22 protein-coding genes and 1 pseudogene are annotated in these 25,808 nt (G+C 59.3%); 12 read left to right on the forward strand and 11 right to left on the reverse strand.

Annotation, left to right across the window (positions count from 1 at the left end; translation table 11 throughout):
• The first annotated feature begins 49 nt into the window (after positions 1-49).
• Entirely contained in the window at positions 50-259 is a 210-nt protein-coding gene (locus HKK55_RS02310) for a cold-shock protein (protein WP_017844724.1), read from the forward strand.
• A gap of 148 nt (positions 260-407) precedes the next feature.
• On the opposite strand, the gene HKK55_RS02315 is transcribed toward HKK55_RS02310, so the two are convergent.
• The 4 genes from HKK55_RS02315 to HKK55_RS02330 all read right to left on the reverse strand — a co-directional run bounded on the left by HKK55_RS02315 (position 408) and on the right by HKK55_RS02330 (position 5,653).
• Positions 408-785: a hypothetical protein gene (locus HKK55_RS02315; RefSeq protein ID WP_169353184.1), complete on the reverse strand. Its 378-nt coding sequence runs from the start codon at positions 783-785 to the stop codon at positions 408-410.
• Positions 786-861: 76 nt separating this feature from the next.
• Positions 862-1,671, reverse strand: a complete 810-nt coding sequence (locus HKK55_RS02320) for a putative RNA methyltransferase (protein WP_169353185.1) — start codon at positions 1,669-1,671, stop codon at positions 862-864.
• Positions 1,671-2,822, reverse strand: a complete 1,152-nt coding sequence (gene dapE, locus HKK55_RS02325) for a succinyl-diaminopimelate desuccinylase (RefSeq protein WP_169353186.1) — start codon at positions 2,820-2,822, stop codon at positions 1,671-1,673. The genes HKK55_RS02320 and dapE overlap by 1 nt, the downstream gene beginning before the upstream one ends.
• Positions 2,823-3,058: 236 nt before the next feature.
• Complete coding sequence (locus tag HKK55_RS02330) at positions 3,059-5,653, reverse strand: glycosyltransferase (protein WP_169353187.1); 2,595 nt, start codon at positions 5,651-5,653, stop codon at positions 3,059-3,061.
• Positions 5,654-5,871: 218 nt separating this feature from the next.
• Here HKK55_RS02330 and tcdA point away from each other — a divergent pair, with 218 nt between their 5' ends.
• Together tcdA and HKK55_RS02340 are read left to right on the forward strand one after the other, a co-directional pair.
• Positions 5,872-6,681 (forward strand): tRNA cyclic N6-threonylcarbamoyladenosine(37) synthase TcdA, encoded by an 810-nt coding sequence (tcdA, locus tag HKK55_RS02335; RefSeq protein WP_169353188.1) that lies wholly within the window; start codon positions 5,872-5,874, stop codon positions 6,679-6,681.
• Between the two features lie 329 nt (positions 6,682-7,010).
• Positions 7,011-7,957 (forward strand): annotated as a pseudogene (locus HKK55_RS02340) (IS110 family transposase).
• Positions 7,958-7,989: 32 nt separating this feature from the next.
• On the opposite strand, the gene HKK55_RS02345 reads toward HKK55_RS02340, so the two are convergent.
• From HKK55_RS02345 to HKK55_RS02360, 4 genes are all read right to left on the reverse strand, one after another.
• Positions 7,990-8,403, reverse strand: coding sequence for a SufE family protein (locus HKK55_RS02345; protein ID WP_169353189.1), 414 nt, complete (start codon positions 8,401-8,403; stop codon positions 7,990-7,992).
• Positions 8,400-9,605: an aminotransferase class V-fold PLP-dependent enzyme gene (locus tag HKK55_RS02350; RefSeq protein WP_169353190.1), complete on the reverse strand. Its 1,206-nt coding sequence runs from the start codon at positions 9,603-9,605 to the stop codon at positions 8,400-8,402. The genes HKK55_RS02345 and HKK55_RS02350 overlap by 4 nt, the downstream gene beginning before the upstream one ends.
• Before the next feature lie 69 nt (positions 9,606-9,674).
• Positions 9,675-10,709 (reverse strand): 2,3,4,5-tetrahydropyridine-2,6-dicarboxylate N-succinyltransferase, encoded by a 1,035-nt coding sequence (gene dapD / locus HKK55_RS02355; RefSeq protein WP_169353191.1) that lies wholly within the window; start codon positions 10,707-10,709, stop codon positions 9,675-9,677.
• Between the two features lie 33 nt (positions 10,710-10,742).
• Entirely contained in the window at positions 10,743-11,105 is a 363-nt protein-coding gene (locus HKK55_RS02360; RefSeq protein WP_155581625.1) for an ArsC family reductase, read from the reverse strand.
• A 212-nt stretch (positions 11,106-11,317) separates the two neighbouring features.
• Between HKK55_RS02360 and HKK55_RS02365 the strand changes: the two genes are divergently transcribed.
• Positions 11,318-12,961 (forward strand): Na+/H+ antiporter, encoded by a 1,644-nt coding sequence (locus tag HKK55_RS02365; protein WP_169353192.1) that lies wholly within the window; start codon positions 11,318-11,320, stop codon positions 12,959-12,961.
• A 12-nt stretch (positions 12,962-12,973) separates the two neighbouring features.
• Here HKK55_RS02365 and dapC read toward each other — a convergent pair whose 3' ends face one another.
• The 3 genes from dapC to map all read right to left on the reverse strand — a co-directional run bounded on the left by dapC (position 12,974) and on the right by map (position 17,867).
• Positions 12,974-14,173 (reverse strand): succinyldiaminopimelate transaminase, encoded by a 1,200-nt coding sequence (dapC, locus tag HKK55_RS02370; protein ID WP_169353193.1) that lies wholly within the window; start codon positions 14,171-14,173, stop codon positions 12,974-12,976.
• Between the two features lie 148 nt (positions 14,174-14,321).
• Positions 14,322-17,024, reverse strand: coding sequence for a [protein-PII] uridylyltransferase (locus tag HKK55_RS02375; protein WP_169353194.1), 2,703 nt, complete (start codon positions 17,022-17,024; stop codon positions 14,322-14,324).
• A 60-nt stretch (positions 17,025-17,084) separates the two neighbouring features.
• Positions 17,085-17,867 carry a type I methionyl aminopeptidase gene (gene map, locus HKK55_RS02380; protein ID WP_155581619.1) on the reverse strand — a complete coding sequence of 261 codons (783 nt, stop codon included), beginning with the start codon at positions 17,865-17,867 and terminating at the stop codon, positions 17,085-17,087.
• Positions 17,868-18,252: 385 nt separating this feature from the next.
• On the opposite strand from map, the gene rpsB reads away from it, so the two are divergent.
• The 8 genes from rpsB (at position 18,253) to rseP (ending at position 25,737) form a co-directional block, all read left to right on the forward strand.
• Positions 18,253-18,990 carry a 30S ribosomal protein S2 gene (rpsB, locus tag HKK55_RS02385; protein ID WP_048719953.1) on the forward strand — a complete coding sequence of 246 codons (738 nt, stop codon included), beginning with the start codon at positions 18,253-18,255 and terminating at the stop codon, positions 18,988-18,990.
• Positions 18,991-19,193: 203 nt separating this feature from the next.
• Complete coding sequence (gene tsf, locus HKK55_RS02390; protein ID WP_169353195.1) at positions 19,194-20,057, forward strand: translation elongation factor Ts; 864 nt, start codon at positions 19,194-19,196, stop codon at positions 20,055-20,057.
• Positions 20,058-20,266: 209 nt separating this feature from the next.
• Positions 20,267-21,010, forward strand: coding sequence for a UMP kinase (gene pyrH / locus HKK55_RS02395; protein WP_155581617.1), 744 nt, complete (start codon positions 20,267-20,269; stop codon positions 21,008-21,010).
• Positions 21,007-21,564 carry a ribosome recycling factor gene (gene frr / locus HKK55_RS02400; protein ID WP_010176756.1) on the forward strand — a complete coding sequence of 186 codons (558 nt, stop codon included), beginning with the start codon at positions 21,007-21,009 and terminating at the stop codon, positions 21,562-21,564. Before pyrH ends, frr begins: the two co-directional genes overlap by 4 nt.
• 17 nt (positions 21,565-21,581) lie before the next feature.
• Positions 21,582-22,337 carry a polyprenyl diphosphate synthase gene (gene uppS, locus HKK55_RS02405; RefSeq protein WP_169353196.1) on the forward strand — a complete coding sequence of 252 codons (756 nt, stop codon included), beginning with the start codon at positions 21,582-21,584 and terminating at the stop codon, positions 22,335-22,337.
• A complete protein-coding gene (locus HKK55_RS02410; protein WP_169353197.1) occupies positions 22,337-23,143 on the forward strand; it encodes a phosphatidate cytidylyltransferase in 807 nt (268 codons plus the stop codon). Before uppS ends, HKK55_RS02410 begins: the two co-directional genes overlap by 1 nt.
• Positions 23,140-24,330, forward strand: coding sequence for a 1-deoxy-D-xylulose-5-phosphate reductoisomerase (gene ispC, locus HKK55_RS02415; RefSeq protein WP_169353198.1), 1,191 nt, complete (start codon positions 23,140-23,142; stop codon positions 24,328-24,330). Before HKK55_RS02410 ends, ispC begins: the two co-directional genes overlap by 4 nt.
• A 54-nt stretch (positions 24,331-24,384) precedes the next feature.
• Entirely contained in the window at positions 24,385-25,737 is a 1,353-nt protein-coding gene (rseP, locus tag HKK55_RS02420; protein WP_169353199.1) for a sigma E protease regulator RseP, read from the forward strand.
• The last annotated feature ends 71 nt before the right edge of the window (positions 25,738-25,808 follow it).

Here is a 25,808-nt window from a genome sequence, read left to right on the forward strand (position 1 = left end):
TACTGACTCAACAAAAAACTCAACAATAAAATCAGGTGGGGGTAAACAGATGACAACGCGCGAGACCGGCAATGTGAAGTGGTTCAACGACGCCAAGGGGTATGGCTTCATCCAGCGTGAAGATGGCAAGGATGTGTTTGTGCACTACCGCGCCATTCGCGGTGAGGGGCACCGTTCCCTGGCCGAGGGCCAGCAGGTGGAATACGCCGTGGTGAGCGGTGAGAAGGGCTTGCAGGCTGAGGATGTGGTGGGGTTGTAAGCCTGAGCAGATCTTGTTCTGGTAACCCGATCAAATGTGGGAGCTGGCTTGCCTGCGATGCAGACACCTCGGTCTATCAGACAGACCACAGTGATGCTATCGCAGGCAAACCAGCTCCCACATTCTTAAACGGGTTCGCAGTTTTAGATCAGGCAGTTTTCCAGGTGATCTGCTCTTCACCGTCTTCGCTGATACGAATCCAGGTGTCGGCGCTTTCTTCACCTTCTTCCTCGACCCAGCTACCCGGCGCGCAGCGCACTTCGACGTTCAGCGCGGCAAAAGCGGCGCGGGCGCAGGCAATGTCGTCTTCCCATGGGGTCTGGTCGCTGTCCAGGAACAGGCTGTTCCACTTGCCTACGGCTTTGGGCAGCCACGTCACGGAGACGCTGCCGGCCTTGCACTTATAGGTCTGGCCTTTCTGGACCCAATCAGTGCACGGGCCCAAAGCGGCGCCCAGCCAGGCGGCAATGCCCTTGTAGTCGACGTCGGCGTCCTTGAGGTAAATCTCGATATCAGGTTGGCGCATGGATGTTCCTCGTTGCGGGATTTCGAAAATCCATTCGCGGGTTCAGGGTAGGCCCCAGAGGCCAAAAAATAGTGGGTTATTGAAGCACGAAATAGTCGTAGCGCATCGAAACGGTGACCAACAGCGGCTCCGGGTCCTCAATCACCTGCGCCCGGCGCTCGGCACTGGCGCGCCAGCCGTGGGGCGTCATGGCTAGCAGGTTGGCGCGGTCCTTGGGGTCGGCCAGGCTGAGCTGGAACTCCAGGGTTTCGCTGTGTTGCAGGCTCATGCCTTCCGGCACCAGGGCCAGGTGCTTATCGTCGGTGTACTCGCGCACTTCGTCGTACAAACGCTCGCGCAACTCCATCAGGTGGCCGCTGGTCGGGCCGACCTTCATCAGGCCGCCTCCGGGGCTGAGCAGGCGCTTGGCCTCTTGCCAGTCCAACGGGCTGAACACGCTGGCGAGGAATTGGCAGCTGGCATCGGCCAATGGCACCCGGGCCATGCTGGCGATCAACCAGGTCAGCGTCGGGTTGCGCTTGCAGGCACGCTTGACCGCTTCCTTGGAAATATCCAGGGCATAACCATCGGCGCGCAGCAGGGCATCGGCAATCTGCGCAGTGTAGTAACCCTCGCCACAGCCGATGTCCAACCAGCGCTGAGGTTTGCGCTCAGCGGCCAGTTGCGCCAGCCGCTTGGCCACCGGGGCGTAATGCCCGGCGTTGAGGAAGTCGCGACGGGCTTCAACCATAGCCAGATTGTCGCCCGGGTCACGGCTGTTCTTGTGCTGCACCGGCAACAGGTTCAAGTAACCCTGGCGCGCCCGGTCGAAACGGTGCCCGGCCGGGCAGGTCACGCCATTGTCCACTTCATTCAGCGGCGCACTGCAAATGGGGCAAGCAAGCATCAGGCGAGCAACTTGATCAGGGTCTGGTAATAAATTTCGGTCAATACATCGAGGTCGCTGGCGAGGATGCGTTCGTTGACCTGATGAATGGTCGCGTTGACCGGGCCCAGTTCCACCACCTGAGTACCGAGGGTCGCAATAAAGCGCCCGTCGGAAGTACCGCCGCTGGTGGAGGCCTTGGTCTCGCGACCGGTGATGGCCTTGATGCTCGCGGAGACGGCGTCCAGCAGTGCGCCCGGCTCGGTGAGGAACGGCAGGCCCGACAGCGCCCACTCCACATGCCAGTCCAGGCCATGCTTGTCGAGAATCGCCGCGACCCTCTGTTGCAGGCCTTCGACGGTGGACTCGGTGGAGAAGCGGAAGTTGAACACCGCCGTCAGGTCACCCGGGATCACGTTGGTAGCGCCGGTGCCGGAATTGAGATTGGAGATCTGGAAACTGGTCGGCGGGAAGAAGGTGTTGCCATCGTCCCAATGCTCGGCGGCCAGTTCGGCCAGGGCCGGGGCCGCGAGGTGGATCGGGTTCTTCGCCAGGTGCGGGTAGGCGACGTGGCCTTGCACACCGCGTACGGTCAACGTGGCGCCGAGGGAGCCACGACGGCCATTCTTGACCACATCTCCCACCAGAGTGGTGCTCGACGGTTCGCCGACGATGCACCAGTCCAGGCGCTCCTTACGGGCCGCCAGGCGTTCGATCACAGCTTTGGTGCCGTGGTGCGCCGGGCCTTCTTCGTCGCTGGTGATCAGGAAAGCCACCGAACCCTTGTGGTCCGGGTAGTCGGTCACGAAGCGCTCCGAAGCCACCAGCATTGCTGCCAGGCTGCCTTTCATGTCTGCTGCGCCACGGCCACAGAGCATGCCGTTTTCGTCGATCAGCGCGTCGAACGGGTCGTTCTGCCAGGCTGTTACCGGGCCGGTCGGCACCACGTCGGTGTGACCGGCGAAGCACAATACCGGGCCTTCGTGTTTACCGTGGGTAGCCCAGAAGTTATCCACATCCTCGATGCGCATTGGCTCAAGCGCAAAACCGGCGTCGCCCAGGCGCTGCATCATCAGCTTCTGGCAATCGGCGTCGACCGGCGTCACCGATGGGCGACGGATCAGGTCGATAGCGAGTTGGAGGGTCGGCGAAAGGTCGGCGTGGGCCGTCATGTAAAAACTCCGGAAGCATGTCAGGGCGCAGGGCTTATGTGGGAGGGGGGTTGTGTGGGAGCGGGCTTGCTCGCGAATACGGAGTGTCAGTCAACGATGCATTGGCTGACCCGGCGCATTCGCGAGCAAGCCCGCTCCCACACAAAGCATTGGCCTGGGCCAAGTCTCACAAAATGGCCGTTATCTTATAGCAAAACGGCGGCCAGAGGCCGCCGTTTAGTGCATTGCGCAGGTTTTTAGCCCACTGGAGCGGGTTCCGGCTCCGGTGCCGAAGGTTTCGGCAGCGACGACAGGAACGCCATGATCAATGCCGCTACGTACGGCAGCGATTGCACCAGCAGCATCACCACCCAGAAGCGTATGTCATTGCTTGGCAGGCCTTGCACCAGGTAAATCCCCAGCGCCGCGCCCCACAACAGAAGCATGATGAACATTTCTTCCCGTGCTTCGGAAATCGCGACCCAGAAGCCGTGGTTATCCGCGTTTTTCGGCGTACGAAAGAACGGAATGCTGGTGGTGAAGAAACCATACAGCACCGCTTTGGCGATGGTGTGGGACAACGCCAGCCCGGCCAGCGCCGCGCAGAACGCATCTTTGAGGTTCACACCCACCGTGCGACGGTAGAGGAAGATGATCTTGCCGACTTTGAACACGAACAGCGCCAACGGCGGGATCGCGAAAATCAGCAGCGGCGGGTCAACCCGCGTCGGCACGATAATCATCGCCGCCGACCACAACAGGGCGCCCACGGTGAAGAAGATGTTCATGCCATCCGCCACCCACGGCAACCAGCCCGCGAGGAAGTGGTAGCGCTGGCCACGGGTCAGTTCGGTGCCCTTACCGCGCAGCAGGCTGGCGGTGTGCCGCTTGATGATCTGAATCGCCCCGTAGGCCCAGCGGAAACGCTGTTTCTTGAAGTCGATAAAGGTATCGGGCATCAGGCCCTTGCCGTAGCTGTCGTGGTAATACGCTGCCGACAGGCCTTTCTCGAATACGCGCAGGCCCAATTCGGCATCTTCACAGATACACCAGTCAGCCCAGCCCAGCTCTTCAAGCACCGAGCGACGGGTCATGGTCATGGTGCCGTGCTGGATGATCGCGTCGCGGTCGTTACGGGTGACCATGCCGATATGGAAGAAGCCTTTGTATTCCGCGTAGCAGAGCTTCTTGAAGGTGCTTTCGTTCTGGTCGCGATAATCCTGTGGCGATTGCACCACGGCGATTTTCGGGTCGGCGAAGTGCGGCACCATGTGCTTGAGCCAGTTCGGCGAAACACAGTAATCAGAGTCGATCACCGCGATGACTTCGGCATCCTTGGCGGTATGCGGGATCAAGTAGTTCAATGCCCCGCCCTTGAAACCAGCCAGGGGCGATACGTGGAAGAACTTGAAGCGCGGGCCCAGGGTTTCGCAGTAGTCGCGCACGGGCTCCCAGACGGCCGGGTCCTTGGTGTTGTTGTCGATGATCAGGACTTCGTAGTCCGGATAGTCGAGGGCGGCCAAGGCGTCTAGGGTCTGTTTGACCATCTCTGGTGGCTCGTTGTAGCAGGGCACGTGGATCGAGACTTTCGGGCGGTAGTCCGAATCACCTTCAACCGGCAGGAATTCACGCCGGCGCTTGTGAGTCCAGACCGCTTCCGCCAGTTCGTGGGCCTCGGTCAGCAACACGATAAACACGCCCAGAGCGCCGAGCGCCAGCAGGAAACCCACTGTCAAACTGAACCAGGTGCTGTATTGCTGGCTGTAGTCGTAGCCGATCCACACCAGTACCGATCCGCAGAGGAAGGCGATAAAGGTCAGGAAGGTCCGTCCACGCTGGCGCAAGGCCGAACCGTCGATCATCAGCAACGTCAGGGACAGCAGCGCCAACACGACCGAGCCGATCGCCAGTACCCGCCATTGCGGGATCGCGACGACCGGGCCATCAAAATTGAATTTCTGTTGGCGTGCGGCGTTGTAAACGCCCCAATAGGCGCCGGCGGAACCTTCGTCACTGACTTTCCAAGGCTGGTCGAAGGCCTCGATCACAAAGTAGTTGTAGCCTTGGCGGTTCAGTTTATTCACCAGCGTACGCAGGTAAATCGCCTGGTCTGCCGGCGACGTTTCATTGCCACCGCGCATACGTCCGTTACTCGGCCAGCCAACTTCCGACAGCAGTAGCGGCTTTTTCGGGAACAATTTCTTCAGGTCCCTGGCACGGTCGAGTACGTACTGGCCAGCCTTATCCATCGGGATAAATTCCCAGAACGGCAGGATGTGGGCGGCGATCAGGTCGACGTGCTTGGCCAGTTGCGGGTTCTTTTCCCAGATGTGCCATTGCTCGGAGGTGGTCACCGGCACCTTGACGGCGGCGCGCACTCGATCCAGCAACACGATCAGCGCTTCAGGAGTGATTTCTTCGCGGAACAGGGCTTCGTTGCCCACCACTACCCGTACTACGCTGCGGGAGCTGTTGGCGATCTCGATGGCACGCTGGATCTCGCGCTCGTTGCGTTCCAGGTCCGGGCTGATCCAGATCCCCAGGGTCACCCGCAGGCCGAACTCTTCCGCCAGCTTGGGGATATCCCCCAGGGTGCCGTCGACCGAGTAGGTACGGATGTTGTCCGTCAGCTTGCTCATGATCGCAAGATCCTGGCGCATCTGGTCGTCGGTCGGGTACTGGTCTTTCTGCGGGAACTGGCCTTGCTGGAACGGCGAGTAGGAAAAACCGGAGATCTGCTCAGGCCAGTTAGGGGTAGTGACCGGGCGGTTGATCAGCGCCCAGAAGCCGGTGAACAGCGCGGCAATTGCCAGCACGACCACCAGGTTAAGTCCAAATTTACGCGATGACATGGCGATTTCGGGTTCCAAAGGGTGTGGAACGAAAAGAGGTGTCGGCTTGCGCCGAACGGCGCGCATCCTACACTGGCCTTTCACTGACCGTACAGCAAGCCGAGAAAAACCGGACATTGGGCAGCGAAAGTCCATCTAAGTTCTTAACTTGTAGCTGGAAGCTTCGAACTTGTCGCGGCAACGCCCTATAATGCGCGCCGGTTTTTGGGGTAATGGTCATGAGTACAGAAGATCCGCGGTTTGCTGGTGTCGCCCGCTTGTATGGCATTGAAGGCCTGGACCGCTTGAAGGCGGCCCACGTGGCGATCGTCGGCGTCGGCGGTGTCGGCTCCTGGGCGGCGGAAGCCATTGCCCGTTGTGGCGTGGGCGAGATTTCGCTGTTTGACCTGGACGATGTCTGCGTCAGTAACAGCAACCGCCAATTGCACGCGCTGGACAGCACCGTGGGCAAGGCCAAGGTCGACGTCATGGCTGAGCGCCTCAAAGGTATCAATCCGGACTGCACCGTGCATGCGGTGGCGGATTTCGTCACTCGCGACACCATGGCTGAGTACATCACCCCCGACATTGATTGCGTGATCGACTGCATCGACAGCGTCAACGCCAAGGCGGCGCTGATTGCCTGGTGCAAGCGGCGAAAGATCCAGATCATCACCACTGGCGGTGCGGGTGGGCAGATTGATCCGACGCTGATTCAGGTGTGTGATTTGAACCGCACGTTCAATGATCCGCTGGCGTCCAAAGTGCGCTCTACCTTGCGTCGTGATTATGGGTTCTCGCGTACCGTGACTCGGCATTACAGCGTGCCCTGCGTGTTCTCCACCGAGCAACTGCGTTATCCGAAGCCGGACGGCAGCATCTGTTTGCAGAAGAGTTTTGTCGGTGATGGCGTGAAGCTGGACTGCGCGGGCGGGTTTGGCGCGGTCATGATGGTGACGGCGACGTTTGGCATGGTGGCGGCCACCAAGGCGGTGGATAAGATTGTGGCTGGGGTGCGCCGGCCGTCGGAGCGGGTCAAACCCACCTAGATTTCAGCACCTTGCAAAGATCCAAATGTGGGAGCGGGCTTGTGTGGGAGCGGGCTTGCTCGCGAATACGTAGTGTCAGTCACCAGATGTTTGGCTGACCCACCGCCTTCGCGAGCAAGCCCGCTTGTATGCTAGGACTTGAAGGGAGGAGAAGGGACAAAGCCCGATTCTGACTGTTGGCGCAGTACAGACCGTGGGAGATTTCGCCCCTCCTCCTTTCACCCAAGCGCCGATAAAGAATGCATCTGGCTATGACCGACGATAGGAACAAGCCTGCGCCTCTGGGTGAGCCCTTCAAGTGCTCAAAACCTTAGCCCGGAGTAAGTCCCATGGCAATGCCAGTTCCCGTCTCAAAGCCGATCGCTGGCGTCGATGTCGCTAAAAATGAGCTGGTGATTTACCACGCCGAGCTCGATTTGCTGGAAGTGATCCCGAACAACAAACCGCTATTAAAAAATGGCTGAAGGCCCTACCGGGCGCCGTGGCGGTCGCGATTGAAGCTACTAACATCTATCACTTGGAGTTCGCTGATCTGGCCTATGAGGCCGACTGCATGATCTACATGGTGGGTGGTTATGAACTCAGCCATTATCGTAAAGGTGTGAATGTCCGGGCTAAAACCGATGCTCTGGATGCCAAGTTGCTCGCACGCTATCTGAAAAACGAAGCCGAGGAGCTTCGCCCCTGGACGCCGCCATCTCCTCTGTATCGCCAGCTTTTGAGCCTTTTCCGTCGCCGGGCGGCCCTGGTTCAAGCACGTGTCAGTCTGACTCAAAGCTGGGCGAATGAGCCGTTGCTGAAGGCCTCTTTTGCTGAGCAAGTGAAGTCGATGCAAAAGCTAGAGGGCCTGATCGAAAAGATGATCGGTGATCGCCTGAAAGAAGCTGGACTCTCGGATCAGCTAAAGCGTTGTTTGAAAGTTGAAGGTATCGGCTTTTTGACTGGAGCCCGCTTGGTTACTACCTTCCAACGAGGTGATTTTAGAAATGCGGATGCGTTTATCGCTTTCTTGGGCATGGATTTACGCGTTTCTAAGTCAGGACAAAAAGATAATCGTCGCAGCTTGAGCAAGCGTGGCGACTCAGAGGCTCGGCGTCTGTTGCACAACGCCGCAATGGCAGCGAGTCGAACGGCTGCATGGAAGGAGTTTTATCAAGCGCAACGGGCGCGGGGTTATAGCACCACACAGGTACTGGTAATGCTGGCCCGTAAGCTTGCTCGAGTGGTATTCGCCTTGCTGAAAGGACAAAGCGAATACCAACCGAAGGTTGGTTGAGGGTTGCCCCTCAACCATAGAATCTCCCACATTTAGATTTGTGTGCGGCTCAGATCCCGCATGCGCTGCAAGACTGCATTGAGGCCGTTACTGCGCGACGGCGACAACTGGCGGGAAAGCCCCAGTTGATTGAACCAGTCGGGCAAATCAACCGCCTGCAACTCAGCAGCAGATAAGCCATTAACCCGCGTCAGCAACAGCGCCACCAGCCCACGAATCAGCCGTGCATCACTGCTGGCAGCAAACTGCCAATGCCCCTGCTGCAAACGCCCCACCAGCCACACCAGGCTCTCACAGCCCTGCACCAGATTAGCGTCGACCTTATCCTCGTCCGCCAAGGCCGGTAGCCGCTCGCCCCATTGCATCAGCATGCGGGCACGTTGCTCCCAACTGACGACTGCCTGAAAGGCTTCCAGCGCTACCACTGCATCCGTCGGCAGGTTCATCGCAGCATGTCCAAGGCCTGGTCCAATGCTTCAAAAAAACGCTCCAAGTCATCGGAGTCGTTGTACAGCGCCAGGGACACCCGGATCGCCCCCGATAACCCCATGTGCTTGAGCAACGGCATCGCGCAATGATGGCCTGCGCGCACGGCAATCCCTTGTTCGGTCAGCAGGTGGGCGAGGTCGGCGTTATGCACGCCGTCCACCACAAAACTGGCCAAGGCCACTTGCGGTGAGCCCAGCAGCCGTACGCCATTGCGCGCTTTCAAGCCTCGCAGCAGATAGGCGTGCAGCGCGGCTTCGTGAGCCATCACCGCGTGCTGATCCAGTGAGGTCAGGTAGTCCAGGGTCGCCCCCAGGCCAATCACGCCGGCAATCGGCGGTGTTCCCGCTTCGAAACCCAGAGGTGCGGGACGGAAGCTGGCACTGTGATAGTCGGCCTGTTGCACCATCTCGCCGCCAAACTGCCAATGACGCAGGTGATGCAGCGCTTCGGTACGGCCGTAAAGCACACCGACGCCGTCCGGGCCGTAGAGTTTGTGGCTGGAAAATACATAGAAGTCGCAGCCCAGAGCCTGTACGTCATGACGACCGTGGACGATGCCTTGAGCGCCGTCGATCACCGTCATGGCGTCGTGAACCTTGGCCAGCGTCAATAACTGCGGCAACGGCTGCCAGGCGCCGAGCACATTGGACAGTTGGCTCACTGCCAGCAGGCGGGTGCGTGGGCCGATCAAGCGGGCAGCTGCTTCCAGGTCGATCAGACCGTCGTTGTCGAGCGGCAACACCACCAGCTCAAGCTCCCGACGTTTGGCCAGTTGCTGCCAGGGCAGCAGGTTGGCGTGGTGTTCCAGGGCGCTGATGACAATCTCATCGCCCGGCTTGAAAAGGTGCTCGAGGCCATAGGCCAAGAGGTTCAGCGCACAAGTCGCGCCGTGGGTGAAGATGATCTGCCCGTCGCCGCCGACATTGAGCCACTGCGCCACTTTGTTGCGGCTGTCCTCAAAGGCCTGGGTCGCATGGGCGCCTGGCAAATGCTGGGCGCGGTGCACATTGGCTGCGCCATTGGCGTAGTAATGACTGATCGCGTCCAGCAGGGCTTGAGGTTTTTGCGTGGTGGCGGCGTTGTCCAGATAGGTCTGGTCTTGCCGTTGCAGGGTGGCGATGGCCGGAAAATCGGCGCGCCAGGGAGAGGGCACAAGCATGATGATCAAGACTCGTATAAGCGAGCTACACCGCAAAGATGCAGCCCGCTAGTGGCATCGAGTTGCTGCTTAGTTGTGAGCGTGCAGCGCTGCGTTCAGCTCGATGGCCGATTTGTGGGTTTTGCATTCCACTGCACCGGTCTCGGAGTTACGGCGGAACAACAGGTCAGGTTGGCCTGCCAGCTCGCGAGCCTTGACCACTTTGACCAGTTGGTTCTGCTCGTCGAGCAGCTTTACCTTGGTCCCGGCGGTCACGTACAGGCCGGATTCCACGGTATTGCGGTCGCCCAATGGGATACCGATACCGGCGTTGGCGCCGATCAGGCAGCCTTCGCCGACCTTGATCACGATGTTGCCGCCGCCCGACAGGGTGCCCATGGTGGAGCAACCGCCGCCCAGGTCCGAGCCCTTGCCGACGAACACGCCAGCCGATACACGGCCTTCGATCATGCCCGGGCCTTCGGTCCCGGCGTTGAAGTTGACGAAACCTTCGTGCATCACGGTGGTGCCTTCGCCGACGTAGGCGCCCAGGCGGATACGAGCAGCGTCAGCGATACGCACGCCGCTGGGCACGACGTAATCGGTCATTTTAGGGAACTTGTCTACCGAGAATACTTCCAGCAGCTCGCCACGCAGGCGGGCTTCCAGCTGGCGTTCGGCCAGTTCGGCGATGTCGATGGCGCCCTGGCTGGTCCAGGCCACGTTCGGCAGTTGCGGGAACACACCGGCCAGGCTCAGGCCATGCGGCTTGACCAGACGATGGGACAGCACATGCAGCTTGAGGTAGGCCTCAGGGGTGGACGTCAGCGCGGCGTCTTCGGCCAGCAGCGTGGCAACCAGCGGCTTGTGGCTTTCCGCCAGGCGGGTGAGCAGGGCGGCCTGGGTTGCGTCGACGCCTTTGAGTGCGTCAGCCAGCTGCGAAGCCTGGGCGACGGTGAAGGTGATCGCTTGATTGCCTTCGCTGTAACCGAGGATCGGTGCGATGGCCGCGACGATTTCAGCCGATGGATTGAGCAGGGGCTGTGCGTAAAACACTTCCAGCCAAGCACCTTGGCGGTTCTGAGTGCCGACGCCGAAGCCCAGGCTGAACAGGGAATTGGACATGATGTTACCTCTACAAAAATGGAGTGGGCTGGCCTACTTGAGGGCCGCCGAATAACTATCTGGCTTGAAGCCAATCAGGGTTCTGTCACCGAGATCGAGCACCGGGCGCTTGATCATCGAGGGTTGTGCGAGCATCAATTCAATTGCTTTCGCCTGGTCGAGATCGGCTTTGCGTTCGTCTTCGAGTTTGCGAAAGGTGGTGCCCGCACGGTTCAAAACCACCTGCCAACCGTGCTCATTGCACCATTGGGTCAAGTGTTCGCGGTCGATACCGGCCGTTTTGTAGTCATGAAACTCATAGCTGACAGCGTGTTCATCGAGCCAGGTGCGCGCCTTTTTCATGGTGTCGCAGGCTTTGATGCCGAAAAGGTGCAACGTTTTGCTTGAAGCGGTCAAGGAATTGCCCCCCTTTGGGTTGCTGAAAATGAAAGACCACGGATTATGCCACGACCGGAAGGATTCGGTGCCGCTCGTCACCCTATGGCGTTAACGGGTGCGACTTTTGTGCAACGGCCAGAGGGCAGCATAGGCGGCTAATATGGCACTTCAACGGCGAGTTGTTGCCTGATGTGTGTTATTGCAAGTCGATTGTCTGGGAATCCCGCGTTATGCAAACCGCTTACACCGTTCTAATCCTGCTGATGTTGGTCAGCGTTTCGCGCCTTGTGGGGCGTGTCATTCCTTTGCCGCTGCCACTGGTGCAGATCGCCGCCGGAGCCTTGCTGGCCTGGCCGACCTTGGGCCTGCATGTGGCGTTGGACCCGGAATTGTTTCTTTTCTTGTTTCTGCCCCCGCTGCTGTTCTCCGACGGCTGGCGTATGCCCAAGCGCGAGCTATGGAGCCTGCGCGGGCCGATCCTGACCCTGGCCGTGGGGCTGGTGTTGTTCACTGTCGTGGGCGCCGGTTACTTCATCCACTGGCTATTGCCGTCTATTCCACTGCCCGTGGCCTTCGCCTTGGCGGCGGTGTTGTCGCCGACGGATGCGGTGGCGGTGTCAGCGATTTCCCAGAACCGTCTGCCGACGCCTTTGATGCATATGCTTCAGGGCGAGGCTTTGATGAACGATGCATCGGGCCTGGTGACGTTCAAGTTTGCCCTGGTGGCGGCGGTGACTGGGGTGTTCTCCCTGGCGAATGCCAGCCTGACCTTCGTGTTGGTGGCGGTGGGTGGCCTGGCTGTCGGTGTGGCCTTGAGTTGGCTGGTGGGCCGCCTGCGGGCCTGGATGATTGCCCGGGGCTGGGATGACCCTGCCACCCACGTGGTGTTCATGTTGCTGCTGCCATTTGCCGCTTACGTGCTGGCTGAGCGCCTCGGTGCTTCGGGCATCCTGTCGGCGGTCGCGGCGGGGATGATGCAAAGCTGGCTGGACCTGCTGCCGCGCCAGACTAGCACTCGCCTGCTCAATCGCAGTGTCTGGTCGCTGTTGGAGTTTGCCTTCAATGGCCTGATTTTCCTGCTGCTGGGTTTGCAGTTGCCGGACATTATCAAGGCGGTGACCAGTCACGAGGCCACGCTGTGGCCGACCTTGATGTATCGCTGCCTGGAGGTGGTCGCGATCTTCCTGGTGCTGGTGGTCTTGCGGTTTATCTGGGTGCAAAGCATTTGGCGCTTGTCAGGCTTGCTGCGGCGGCTGAGGGGCAAAGGTGCGCTGACGCTGGTGCCGACGGCCCGATCCTGCTGGTTGCTGACCGTGGGCGGTGTGCGCGGGGCTGTGACTCTGGCGGGTGTGATGTCAGTGCCGCTGCTGTTAAGCCCTGGCGAGGACTTCCCGGAGCGCGACCTGCTGATCTTCATTGCCGCCGGGGTGATTCTGCTGTCGCTGGTCGCCGCCTGCATCGCCTTGCCGCTGTTGCTGCGGGGTATTGAAAAGAGCCCGGACAACAAGCGTCGTGGAGAGGTGCGAGACGCCTGGAAGAAAACGGCCGAAGCGGCGATTCATGCGCTCGAGGTCGAAGAACCTGCCGATACCGCGCCTCAGGATGCGGCCCAGGCCGCTTTGTCTGCGGAGCTCAAGGCGCGGATCATGTCGGAGTATCGTCATCAGTTGGAGGTTTTCAACGACTCGGCCGAGGCCCAGGCATTGGCGTTCCAGATGGATCAACTGGAGCGCAAGTTACGGCTCAAGGCTCTGCGGGCGCAGCGCCTGGAACTGTATAGCCTGAGCCGCCATCACCAGATTGGCGATGACGTGCTGCGGGAAGTGTTGGCGGATCTGGATATGAGTGAGGCAAACCTGGGTCACGTGAAGTGACCCGCGATCGGCTTAGCGGCGGCGCTGGATAAAGTCGCGAATCCGCTCAGCGGCTTCAACACACTCGGCCAGCGGCGCAACCAGCGCCATGCGCACACGACCGGCGCCAGGATTGAAACCGTCCACTTCCCGGGACAGATACGAGCCTGGCACCACGGTCACATGCTCTTCCACGAACAAGTCCCGACAGAATGCTGCGTCGTCGCCTTCGACATTCGGCCACAGATAGAAACCGCCATCCGGGTTTTGCACATCCAGTACCGGCTTGAGAATCGCCAGCACGGCGTCGAATTTTTCCCGGTACAGGTCACGGTTGGCCTGTACATGGGCCTCGTCCTGCCAGGCGGCAATACTCGCCAATTGGGTTTGTACCGGCATCGCGCAGCCGTGGTAGGTGCGGTACAGCAGGAAGGCCTTGAGGATCTCGGCATCACCCGCCACAAACCCCGAGCGCAGGCCCGGCAGGTTGGAGCGCTTGGAGAGGCTGTGGAACACCACGCAACGCTTGAAGTCTTGGCGACCCAGCTCAACGCAGGCGCTGAGCAGGCCTGGCGGTGGAGCCTGCTCGTCGAAGTACAGCTCGCTGTAGCACTCGTCAGCGGCGATCACGAAGTCATGTTCGTCGGCCAGGGCGATCAGATTTTTCAGTACGTCGACGGGAATCAGTGCACCGGTCGGGTTGCCCGGGGAGCACAGGAACAGGATCTGGCAGCGCTTCCAGACATCGGCCGAAACCGCGTCGAAATCCGGGTTGAAGCCGTTTTCATCCAGGCACGGCAGGTAGTGCGGTTTGGCCCCTGCGAGGAACGCCGCACCTTCGTAGATCTGATAGAACGGGTTCGGGCTGATGACCAACGCGTCATCGCCACGGTTAACCACGGTCTGGGTGAAGGCAAACAGCGCTTCACGGGTGCCATTGACCGGCAGGATATTGCGCGCCGGGTCCAGCCAGCCCTTGGGTACGTTGAAGCGGCGTTCGCACCATGCACCAATGGCCTCGCGCAACGCGGGAATGCCCAGAGTGGTCGGGTACACTGCCATTTGGTCCAGATTGTTGGCCAGGGCCTGGGCGACGAAATCCGGGGATTTGTGCTTGGGTTCGCCGATGGACAGCGCGATTGGGCGCTTGTCCGGGTTCGGCGTGACACTGCCCAGCAGGGCGCGCAATTTCTCGAACGGGTAGGGCTGCAGCTGGTTCAGGGCGTTGTTCATGGAAAATCTCGTTCAATATGGGAGCAGCTTGTGTGGGAGCTGGCTTGCCTGCGATGGTATCAACGCGGTGTACCTGACACCCCGCGTCGCCTGCATCGCGGGCAAGCCCGGCTCCCACATGAGTCCGGGCCGGGGATAGGGGGTTGATTCAAATACTCAGTCGCGACAATTCAACCCCGGGCTCATGGCTGACGCTCAGTTGCTGGACGATTGCATCCTGCAAGCGGCGGCACAGTTCAGGGTCGGAAAGCGGCTGGTTGTCAGCGTCGGTGATAAAGAATACGTCTTCTACTCGTTCGCCCAAGGTCGCAATCTTGGCGTTCTGCAGCGACAGGTCGAACTCCAGGAAGATCGTACCGATCCGCGCCAGCAGTCCGGGTCGGTCCGGCGCGCTGAGCTCCAGCACGGTCACTGGGCGCTGTGCGTCGTTGTGAATGGTCACCTGGGGCGCAAAGGCAAAGTGCTTGAGCTGGCGGGGAACCCGGCGCTGGATAATGGTCGGGTAGTCGTCGGGGTTACGCAGGGCTTCGGTCAGGCCTTCGCGGATCTTCTTCACGCGGGCCGGATTGTCACCAATGGACTCGCCTTCCGTGTCGAGCACGATGTAGGTGTCGAGGGTGAACTGGCTGCTGGACGTGATAACCCGGGCGTCGTGAATGTTCAGGTTGAGCTGGTCCATGGCCGCCACGGTCACGGCGAAGAAGTCGTGCTGGTCTGGCGCATAGATGAAAATTTGCGTACCTCCTTCGAACTCACGCTGGGTGGTCTCCTTGATCAGCACCAGTGGTCCGCCGTCGGCTGGCTGCTGCAGAATTGCGTCGCTGTGCCAGGCCACGTCACCAGCGGTGTGGCGCAGGAAGTAGTCGTCACCCAGCTGTGACCAGAGCTGCTCGACGTCGTCCGGGTCGTTGCCGCCGCGTACCAGGATGTCCAGGGCCGCGCTTTGGGTGCGTCGGATCTGTTCTTCGCGGTCCACCGGGTTCTCCAGGCCGCGACGCAAGGCACGTTTGGTTTCGGTGTAGAGCTGGCGCAACAGGCTGGCGCGCCAGGAGTTCCACAACGTTGGGTTAGTGGCGTTGATGTCGGAGACGGTCAGCACGTACAGGTAGTCGAGACGGGTTTCGTCGCCGACGATCTGCGCGAAATCGTGGATCACCTGCGGGTCGGACAAGTCCTTGCGCTGGGCGGTGGTGGACATCACCAAGTGGTTTTGCACCAGCCAGACAATCAGGCGGCTGTCCCATACGGGCAACTGATGACGTTGGCAGAACGCTTCGGCGTCTACGGCGCCAATTTCCGAGTGATCGCCGTGACGGCCCTTGCCGATGTCGTGGTACAGGCCGGCGAGGTAGATCAGTTCAGGCTTGGGCAGGCGTGCCATGAGCTTGCTGGCCAGCGGGAACTTCTCTGACACCTGGGTGTACTGCAACTTACGCAGATGTTTGATCAGGTTCAGGGTGTGGGCATCCACCGTGTAGATGTGGAACAGGTCGTGCTGCATTTGCCCGACGATAAAGCCGAATTCCGGTAAATAACGCCCGAGAATGCCGTAACGGTTCATCCGTCGCAGGTTGCGATGGATGCCGATCTTGCACTTGAACAGCTCGATAAACAGGCTGGTGTTGCGGATGTCGTTGCGGAAATCGTCATCGATCAGGTGCCGGTTTTCCCGCAGTAGACGAATGGTGTCGGCGCGTACGCCCTTGATCTCCGGCTGCTGGGCCATCAGCACGAAGATCTCCAGCATGGCGAACGGCGTGCGGCTGAACACGTTGTCGTTGCGTGCTTCGATATAGCCGTCGTGCAGTTGGAAGCGCGAGTTGATCGGCGGCGGCGGCGTTTCGTCTTCCGGAGCCAGGATCACTTCTTCGAAGTGTTGGATGATCAGGTCGCTGAGCTGGGCAATGCTCATGACCACCCGGTAGTACTGCTGCATGAAGCTTTCGATACTGGTTTTGGCGTCTTCGCCTTCGAACCCCAGCAGTGTCGCGATAGAGCGCTGGTGGTCGAACAGCAGGCGGTCTTCGGAGCGTCCGGCGAGCATGTGCAGGGCGTAGCGCACCTTCCACAGGAACTCCTGGGATGAAGCCAGCAGGGCGTTTTCACTCTCTACCAGGAAGCCTTCGCCGGCCAGGGCTCGCAGGTTCAGGGTGCCGTATTGGCGCCGCGCGACCCACAAAATCGTCTGGATGTCCCGCAGCCCGCCAGGAGAACCTTTGACATTGGGTTCCAGGTTGTACTCGGTGTCGTTGTACTTGTGGTGCCGGGCCTTCTGTTCGGCGCGCTTGGCCAGGAAGAAATCCTTGCTCGGCCACATGTGGACAGTGCTGGTGACTTCCAGCATGCGCTGGCGCAGGCGCTCGGGGCCACAGATGGTGCGGCTTTCCATCAGGTTGGTGACGACGGTCAGGTCGGCGCGAGCCTCTTCGGCGCATTCGTCCACCGAACGTACGCTTTGGCCGACTTCCAGGCCGATGTCCCACAACAGCGTTAGAAAACGCTCGATGGAATCGCGAAAAATTTCATGATCGGCGCTGTCCAGCAGGATCAGCAGGTCGATGTCGGAGTAGGGGTGCAGTTCGCCGCGCCCGTAGCCGCCAACCGCCACCAGGGCGATGTCGGCGTCTTCACTCCAGTTGAACTGTTCCCAGGCCTTTTGCAGGATGTTATCGACGAACCAGGCGCGGTCCTCGATCAGCCGACGGATGTCCCGGCCACTGCGAAAGCGCTCATCGAGTACTTCCCGGGCCTGGCGGATGGCCTTCTTGAAGGCGGCGATGGGGCTTGCCTTCAGTGCCAGTTCCGCCTGGAACTGGCCACGGTCGAAGAGTTCGGGATCCACCTGGGGCATCGATCGGCTTTCCTTTCTATCTAGTAGGTCACACGCTTTGGGCGAAAACCGACGCAACAATCAGGCCGAAACGCGAGGAATCGTGTCGTCAGCGCGCAAGGTGAAGATCTCGTAACCGGTGTCGGTCACCAGCAGGGTATGTTCCCACTGGGCCGAGAGCTTGCGGTCTTTGGTGATGGCGGTCCAGCCGTCGCCCAGCACCTTGGTGTCGGCCTTACCCTGGTTGATCATTGGCTCGATGGTGAAGGTCATGCCCGCCTTGAGCTCCATACCAGTGCCGGCGCGGCCGTAGTGCAGGATCTGCGGCTCTTCGTGGAACACCTTGCCGATGCCGTGGCCGCAGAACTCGCGAACCACCGAGAAACCGTTCTTTTCGGCGTGCTTCTGGATCACTTCACCGATATCACCCAAGCGGCAGCCGGGTTTGACGATCTCGATGGCCTTGTACATGCATTCCTGGGTGATCTGCGACAGACGCTCGGCCCATACGGGTACGGTGCCGACGTGGAACATGCGGCTGGTGTCGCCGTGGTAGCCGTCCTTGATCACGGTGACGTCGATGTTCAGGGTGTCGCCGTCTTTCAACGGCTTGTCGCCAGGAATCCCGTGGCAGACCACATGGTTGATCGAGGTGCAGATCGACTTGGGGAAGCCTTTGTAGTTCAGCGGCGCGGGGATGGCCTTCTGCACGTCGACAATATAGTCGTGGCAGATGCGGTCCAGTTCTTCGGTGGTAACGCCGGGTTTGACGTGTTCGGCAATCATTTCCAGCACGTCGGCAGCCAGTTTGCCGGCAACGCGCATGCCAGCGATGTCTTCGGCGGTTTTGAGGGTGACGGTCATACAGGCTCTCTCTAGCGCGACGCGCTGAAATCAATACGGTTTACGGGTGTGCGACAAAAGGTTGCTGAATTCGCACAAGCCCAAAAACGCGATTCTAACAGACGCAGGGGGCAAACCATGAGCGTCTGGCTATCGCTTCTATCTATTAAGATGAGGGCATTCTGGCTCTATTCAAAGGCTTGCGCAAAAGCGGTTGTCGGCAAATGCGATTGCGGGTTTCGTTTTTGCCCTTCGTGTGGTATAAAATGCGCCGCTTTCCGGGGATACCCCGCAAAGCTTAAATCCACACACGTGTCGACACGATGACCTGGGTGCCGGAGGCTTGATGCCGCTGGTTGGTCATTGGGATACGTGGAGGCCAAACCCGACTTATTAAGGAACTATCATGTCCCAAGTCAACATGCGCGATATGCTGAAGGCCGGTGTGCACTTCGGTCACCAAACCCGTTACTGGAATCCGAAAATGGGTAAGTACATTTTCGGCGCGCGTAACAAGATCCACATCATCAACCTTGAAAAAACCCTGCCAATGTTCAACGAAGCTCTGACTTTCGTAGAGCGTCTGGCCCAAGGCAAAAACAAGATTCTGTTCGTCGGCACCAAGCGTTCCGCTGGCAAGATCGTTGCTGAAGAAGCAGCACGTTGCGGTTCGCCGTACGTCGATCACCGCTGGTTGGGCGGCATGCTGACCAACTTCAAAACCATCCGTGCTTCCATCAAGCGTCTGCGTGACCTTGAAGTGCAAGCCGAAGATGGTACTTTCGCCAAGCTGACCAAGAAAGAGGCGCTGATGCGCACTCGCGACCTGGAAAAGCTGGATCGTTCCCTGGGTGGTATCAAGGACATGGGCGGTCTGCCTGACGCACTGTTCGTTATCGACGTTGATCACGAGCGCATCGCGATCACCGAAGCCAACAAGCTGGGCATCCCGGTTATCGGCGTAGTCGATACCAACAGCAGCCCGGACGGTGTTGACTACATCATCCCAGGCAACGATGACGCAATCCGCGCTATCCAGCTGTACATGGGTTCGATGGCTGACGCTGTAATCCGTGGCCGCAACCACGTTGCTGGCGGCACCGAGCAGTTCGTTGAAGAAGCTCCGGTAGCAGCAGCTGAGTAATTGACGCCTTGGCGTTGACTCAGTAAGCAAAAAGGGGGCTTGGCCCCCTTTTTGCCACCTCGAAAACCATTTGTCGGTGCTCACTTGTGGCAGCGCAACATTGCGACTGTAACGTGCAGCGGCCTACAAGGGTGATTCGGGAAGAATTGATCGCCCGTTTGATCGGGTGGAATGGTTGAAAACCTATCCAAGAGGATTTTGAAATGGCAGAGATTACTGCAGCGTTGGTCAAAGAACTGCGTGAGCGTACTGGCGAAGGCATGATGGATTGCAAAAAGGCCTTGACCAAGGCCGGCGGCGACATCGAAAAAGCCATTGATGACATGCGTGCTTCGGGCGCCATCAAGGCTGCCAAGAAAGCAGGCAACGTAGCTGCTGAAGGCGCCATCGCCCTGAAGGAAGACGGTAAAACCGCCGTTCTGCTGGAAGTGAACTCGCAGACTGACTTCCTGGCTCTGCAGGACGACTTCAAGGCATTTGTTGCTGCAAGCGTTGAAAAAGCGTTCGCCGACAAGCTGACTGACGTCGCTCCGCTGATCGAAGCTCAAGAAGCTGCTCGCCTGGTACTGGTCGGCAAGGTTGGCGAAAACGTCAACATCCGTCGCCTGGCTCGCGTTGAAGGTGATGTTGTTGGTGGTTACCTGCACGGTAACAAGATTGGCGTTGTGGTTGCCCTTAAAGGCGGCAGCGTTGAGCTGGCCAAAGACATCGCTATGCACGTAGCGGCCAGCAACCCTGAATTCCTACTGCCATCGGAAGTGTCCGCTGAAGCGGTCGAGCGCGAGAAGGCTGTGTTCCTGAGCCTTAACGCTGACAAGATCGCCGGCAAGCCGGAAAACATCGTTGAAAACATGATCAAAGGCCGTATCAGCAAGTTCCTGGCTGAAGCGAGCCTGGTTGAGCAGGCGTTCGTCAAGAACCCTGAAATCAAGGTTGGCGAACTGGCCAAGAAAGCCGGTGCTGAAATCGTTTCCTTCACCTACTTCAAAGTAGGCGATGGCATCGAGAAGCCGGTCGACAACTTCGCTGAAGAAGTTGCTGCCCAGCTGGCTGCCGCCAAGCAATAAGACGGTTTTAACTGTCGCCCAAAAGAGGCTGCCCGCTCACGCGCGCAGCCTCTTTTCAAATGGGATGATCAATTTTATTTGGTTTCCCTTTGGAACTGGCTTACAAAGCCGTGTTCCGATGGCGCTGTGGTAGCGTCCAGCTAGAGTGAACGCAGGCCGTAAACGGCTTGCCAAGAATTTTTAAAAATACGCCGCAGGAGAGATTCGCAATGGCTCAGCAGGGCAGTGGTTATCAGGCTCGCTATAAACGCATTCTACTCAAGCTTAGCGGCGAGGCCCTGATGGGCTCGGAAGAGTTCGGGATCGATCCCAAGGTACTCGACCGCATGGCGCTGGAAGTCGGCCAACTGGTCGGCATCGGTGTTCAGGTCGGCCTAGTGATCGGCGGCGGCAACCTGTTCCGCGGTGCGGCGCTCAGCGCGGCCGGCATGGATCGGGTCACTGGCGACCACATGGGCATGCTGGCCACTGTGATGAATGCCCTGGCCATGCGCGACGCCCTGGAGCGGGCCAATATCACGGCGATCGTGATGTCGGCTATTTCCATGGTGGGTGTAACCGATCACTATGACCGCCGCAAAGCCATGCGTCACTTGGACGCCAAGGAAGTGGTGATTTTTGCTGCCGGTACCGGCAACCCGTTCTTCACCACTGACTCGGCAGCCTGCCTGCGTGGCATTGAAATCAATGCGGACGTGGTGCTTAAAGCGACCAAGGTTGACGGCGTTTACACTGCTGACCCGTTCAAAGACCCGCATGCCGAGAAGTTCGATCATCTGACCTACGATGAAGTGCTGGATCGCAAGCTGGGTGTTATGGACCTGACGGCTATTTGCCTGTGCCGCGACCACAAGATGCCGCTGCGTGTATTTAACATGAACAAGCCCGGCGCCCTGCTGAATATCGTACACGGCGGCGCGGAAGGGACTCTGATCGAGGAAGTCGAACAATGATCAACGAAATCAAGAAAGACGCTCAAGAGCGCATGCAGAAATCCCTGGACTCTCTGAACCATGCTTTTGGTCAGATTCGTACCGGTAAGGCTCACCCAAGCATTCTGGGTAGCGTGATGGTGCCGTACTACGGTGCGGACACTTCCATCACTCAAGTAGCCAACATTACAGTAAAAGATTCTCGCACCCTGCAAGTCGTGGCCTTTGAGCGCAACATGCTCGGCGCCGTCGACAAGGCGATCCAGAGTGCTGGCCTGAACCTCAACCCGACCAACCTGGGCGAGTTGCTGTTGATTTCCATGCCTGCCCTGACCGAAGAAACCCGTAAGGGCTTCACCAAGCAGGCGCGTAGTGCAGCTGAAGACGCTCGTGTTGCCGTGCGCAACATTCGTCGCGATGCCTTGGGTGACCTGAAGAAGTTGGTCAAGGACAAGGAAATCAGCGAAGACGAGGAGCGCCGTGCCGTCGCTGATATCGATAAGTTGACCAAAGACGCCGAGGCCCAGATCACCAAGGCCACGGAAGACAAAGAAAAGGACCTGATGGCCGTATAAGGGGTCAGGACGTTTTCATGGAAAAGACCAAGCAGACTGTGCCCTCCGTGGTGCCGCGCCATGTCGCGATCATCATGGATGGGAATAATCGCTGGGCGAAAAAACGCTTTATGCCGGGTGTCGCCGGGCATAAAGCGGGTGTCGATGCGGTACGTGCCGTGATCGAGGTGTGCGCCGAGGCCAAGGTTGAGGTGCTGACTCTGTTCGCGTTCTCCAGTGAAAACTGGCAGCGCCCGGCGGAAGAAGTCAGTGCTTTGATGGACTTGTTCTTCAAGGCATTGCGTCGTGAGGCCAAGCGCCTGAACGAGAACAACATCAGCCTGCGCATCATCGGTGACCGTTCGCGGTTTCATCCGGAGCTACAAGCGGCGATGCGTGAAGCCGAGGCGATCACCGCTGGCAGTAACCGTTTTGTGCTGCAGATCGCGGCCAATTACGGTGGCCAATGGGATATCGCCCAGGCTGCCCAGCGTCTGGCTCGCGAAGTACAGGCCGGTCACCTGCGGCCGGAAGACATCACGCCCGAACTGCTGCAAACCTGCCTGGTAACCGGCGATCTGCCGTTGCCTGACTTGTGCATCCGTACCGGTGGCGAGCACCGCATCAGCAACTTCCTGTTGTGGCAGCTGGCCTATACCGAGCTGTACTTCTCCGACCTGTTCTGGCCGGACTTCAAACACGATGCCATGCGCAACGCGCTGGCTGATTTCGCTTCCCGTCAGCGTCGCTTCGGAAAAACGAGCGAGCAGATTGAAGCTGGAGCCCGGGTTTAATGCTTAAACAACGAATCATCACGGCACTGATCCTGCTACCGATCGCCTTGTGTGGGTTTTTCCTGCTGGAAGGTTCCGGTTTTGCGCTGTTCATCGGCCTGGTCGTTACCTTGGGCGCCTGGGAATGGGCGCGCCTGGCAGGTTTTGCCGAACAACTGCCGCGTGTGGTGTATGCCGCTGTCGTGGCCTTGTTGCTGTTCCTGATGTACATCCTGCCGGACGTGGCGCCTTGGGTGCTGGGTGCGGCGGTTCTGTGGTGGGGGTTGGCGACGTTTCTGGTGCTGACGTATCCACAGACCAGCGGTCATTGGTCCAGTGTTGCCTGCAAATTGGTGATCGGCCTGTTGATACTGCTGCCGGCCTGGCAAGGGCTGATCTACATCAAGCAGTCGCCTTCGGGTAATTGGTTGATCATGGCTGTGATGATCTTGGTCTGGGGTGCTGATATTGGTGCCTACTTCTCCGGTCGGGCCTTCGGCAAGCGCAAGCTGGCGCCGGCTGTCAGTCCGGGCAAGAGCTGGGAAGGCGTGTTTGGTGGTCTCGCACTGACACTGATCATCACTGCTGTGACTGGCGTTGTCCTGGGTTGGGGCATCAAGCACGTGTTGCTGGCCTTGATCGGCGCGGCGGTGGTTGTGCTGATCTCGGTAGTCGGTGACCTGACCGAAAGCATGTTCAAGCGCGAGGCCGGGATCAAGGACAGCAGTAACCTGCTGCCGGGTCACGGCGGCGTGTTGGACCGTATCGACAGCCTCACTGCTGCTATCCCAATCTTTGCCGTACTGTTGTGGATGGCCGCTTCGTGAACCGCCTGCAACAAGTGACCGTACTGGGCGCGACCGGCTCGGTGGGGTTGAGCACCCTGGATGTGATTGCGCGTCATCCCGAACGCTATCAAGTATTTGCCTTGACCGGTTTCAGTCGCTTGAGTGAGTTGCTGGCGTTGTGTGTGCGTCATGTGCCGCGCTACGCCGTGGTGCCGGAGGCCGCAGTTGCGCGGGGCTTGCAGGATGATCTGCGGGCTGCGGGCCTGTCGACTCGGGTGTTGGTGGGGGAGGAGGGGTTGTGTCAGGTCTCGGCCGACCCTGAGGTCGACACGGTTGTGGCGGCGATTGTCGGTGCTGCCGGCTTGCGTCCCACCCTCGCTGCGGTCGATGCGGGCAAGAAGATCCTGTTGGCCAACAAGGAGGCGCTGGTCATGTCTGGCGCACTCTTTATGCAGGCTGTACGCAGGAGTGGCACGGTGTTGTTGCCGCTGGACAGTGAACACAACGCAATTTTCCAGTGCATGCCCGGGGATTTTGCCCGCGGCCTGAGCCAGGTGGGTGTGCGCCGGATCCTGTTGACCGCTTCCGGTGGCCCGTTCCGGCAGACGCCATTGGCTGAGCTGGAGCACGTATCTCCAGATCAGGCGTGTGCCCATCCCAATTGGTCCATGGGGCGCAAGATCTCGGTGGATTCGGCAAGCATGATGAATAAAGGCCTGGAGCTGATCGAGGCGTGCTGGCTGTTCGATGCGCGACCTGAACAGGTCGAGGTGGTGATCCACCCGCAAAGTGTGATTCATTCCCTGGTCGACTATGTGGATGGTTCGGTATTGGCCCAGTTGGGTAACCCGGACATGCGTACACCGATTGCCAATGCCTTGGCTTGGCCGGAGCGCATTGACTCTGGCGTAGCGCCCTTGGATTTGTTCGCTATTGCCCGTCTGGACTTCGAAGCGCCTGATGAGCAACGCTTTCCCTGCTTGCGTTTGGCGCGTGAAGCGGCCGAGGCGGGTAACAGTGCGCCGGCGATGCTGAATGCGGCCAATGAAGTGGCGGTAGCTGCGTTTCTCGAGCGGCGCATCCGTTTTCCGGAGATCGCGAGTATCATCGAGGACGTCCTGAGTCGCGAGCCGGTGGTTGCTGTGAATGAATTGGGTGCGGTGTTCGAGGCTGATACAAAGGCCCGGGCCCTGACCGAGCAATGGTTGAACCGCAACGCGCGCTAGCCCTGGGATATGTTTGGGCCTGCAAGGCACTGGATTGGAATGCGGAGAAATTAGATGAGTGCGCTCTACATGATTGTCGGCACCCTGGTTGCTCTGGGTGTGCTGGTCACCTTCCACGAATTCGGCCACTTCTGGGTGGCGCGTCGTTGCGGCGTCAAGGTATTGCGCTTTTCCGTCGGCTTCGGCATGCCGTTGCTGCGCTGGCACGACCGTCGTGGCACCGAGTTTGTGATCGCGGCCATTCCCTTGGGCGGCTACGTTAAGATGCTTGACGAGCGCGAAGGTGAAGTGCCGGCCGATCAGTTGGACCAGTCCTTTAATCGCAAGACCGTTCGTCAGCGTATCGCGATTGTTGCCGCTGGTCCCATCGCCAATTTCCTGCTGGCCATGGTGTTCTTTTGGGTGCTTGCGATGCTGGGCAGCCAGCAGGTACGTCCGGTCATCGGTGCGGTCGAGGCGGGTAGCATTGCAGCCAAGGCCGGCCTCAGCGCGGGCCAGGAAATTGTTGCTATAGATGGCGAGCCGACCATTGGCTGGGGGGCGGTCAACCTACAGTTGGTGCGCCGTCTGGGTGAAAGCGGTGTCGTGAAGCTGGTGGTGCGTGAACAGGATTCCACCGCTGAGACCCCGCGCGAGTTGACCCTGGACCATTGGCTTAAGGGGGCTGATGAGCCCGATCCGATCAAGTCCTTGGGGATTCGTCCGTGGCGTCCAGCCCTGCCGCCAGTGCTGGCAGAGCTGGATCCCAAGGGGCCGGCCCAGGCTGCGGGTCTGAAAACCGGCGATCGCCTGTTGGCCCTTGATGGCCAGGTGCTGGATGACTGGCAGCAAGTGGTTGATCAGGTCCGTGTACGTCCTGATACCAAAATTGTGCTGAAAATTGAGCGCGACGGTGCTCAAATCGACATCCCTGTGACCCTGGCGGTTCGTGGAGAAGCCAAGGCCGCCGGGGGTTACCTGGGCGCCGGGGTGAAAGGTGTCGAGTGGCCACCGTCGATGGTGCGAGAGGTCAGCTTCGGGCCTTTGGCAGCAATTGGCGAGGGTGCACGACGCACTTGGACCATGAGTGTGCTGACCCTCGATTCCCTCAAGAAAATGTTGTTCGGCGAGCTCTCGGTAAAAAACTTGAGTGGACCGATAACCATTGCTAAAGTGGCGGGCGCTTCTGCCCAGTCGGGCATGGCTGATTTCCTGAATTTCCTGGCTTATCTGAGTATTAGCCTGGGGGTTCTGAATTTGTTGCCCATTCCAGTATTGGATGGGGGGCATTTGTTGTTTTATCTGGTCGAGTGGGTGCGTGGTCGCCCCTTGTCGGATCGGGTGCAGGGTTGGGGGATACAGATCGGTATCAGTTTGGTGGTCGGAGTGATGTTGTTAGCTCTGGTCAACGATCTGGGACGACTGTAACGCTTCGCTGAATTGCGAATCTGCCGCATTTTGCGGCAGTTTGTTTATTGCCAGTTGGAATAAGAAAGGAC

It is taken from the genome of Pseudomonas sp. ADAK18 (assembly GCF_012935695.1).
Classification (GTDB): Bacteria; Pseudomonadota; Gammaproteobacteria; order Pseudomonadales; family Pseudomonadaceae; genus Aquipseudomonas.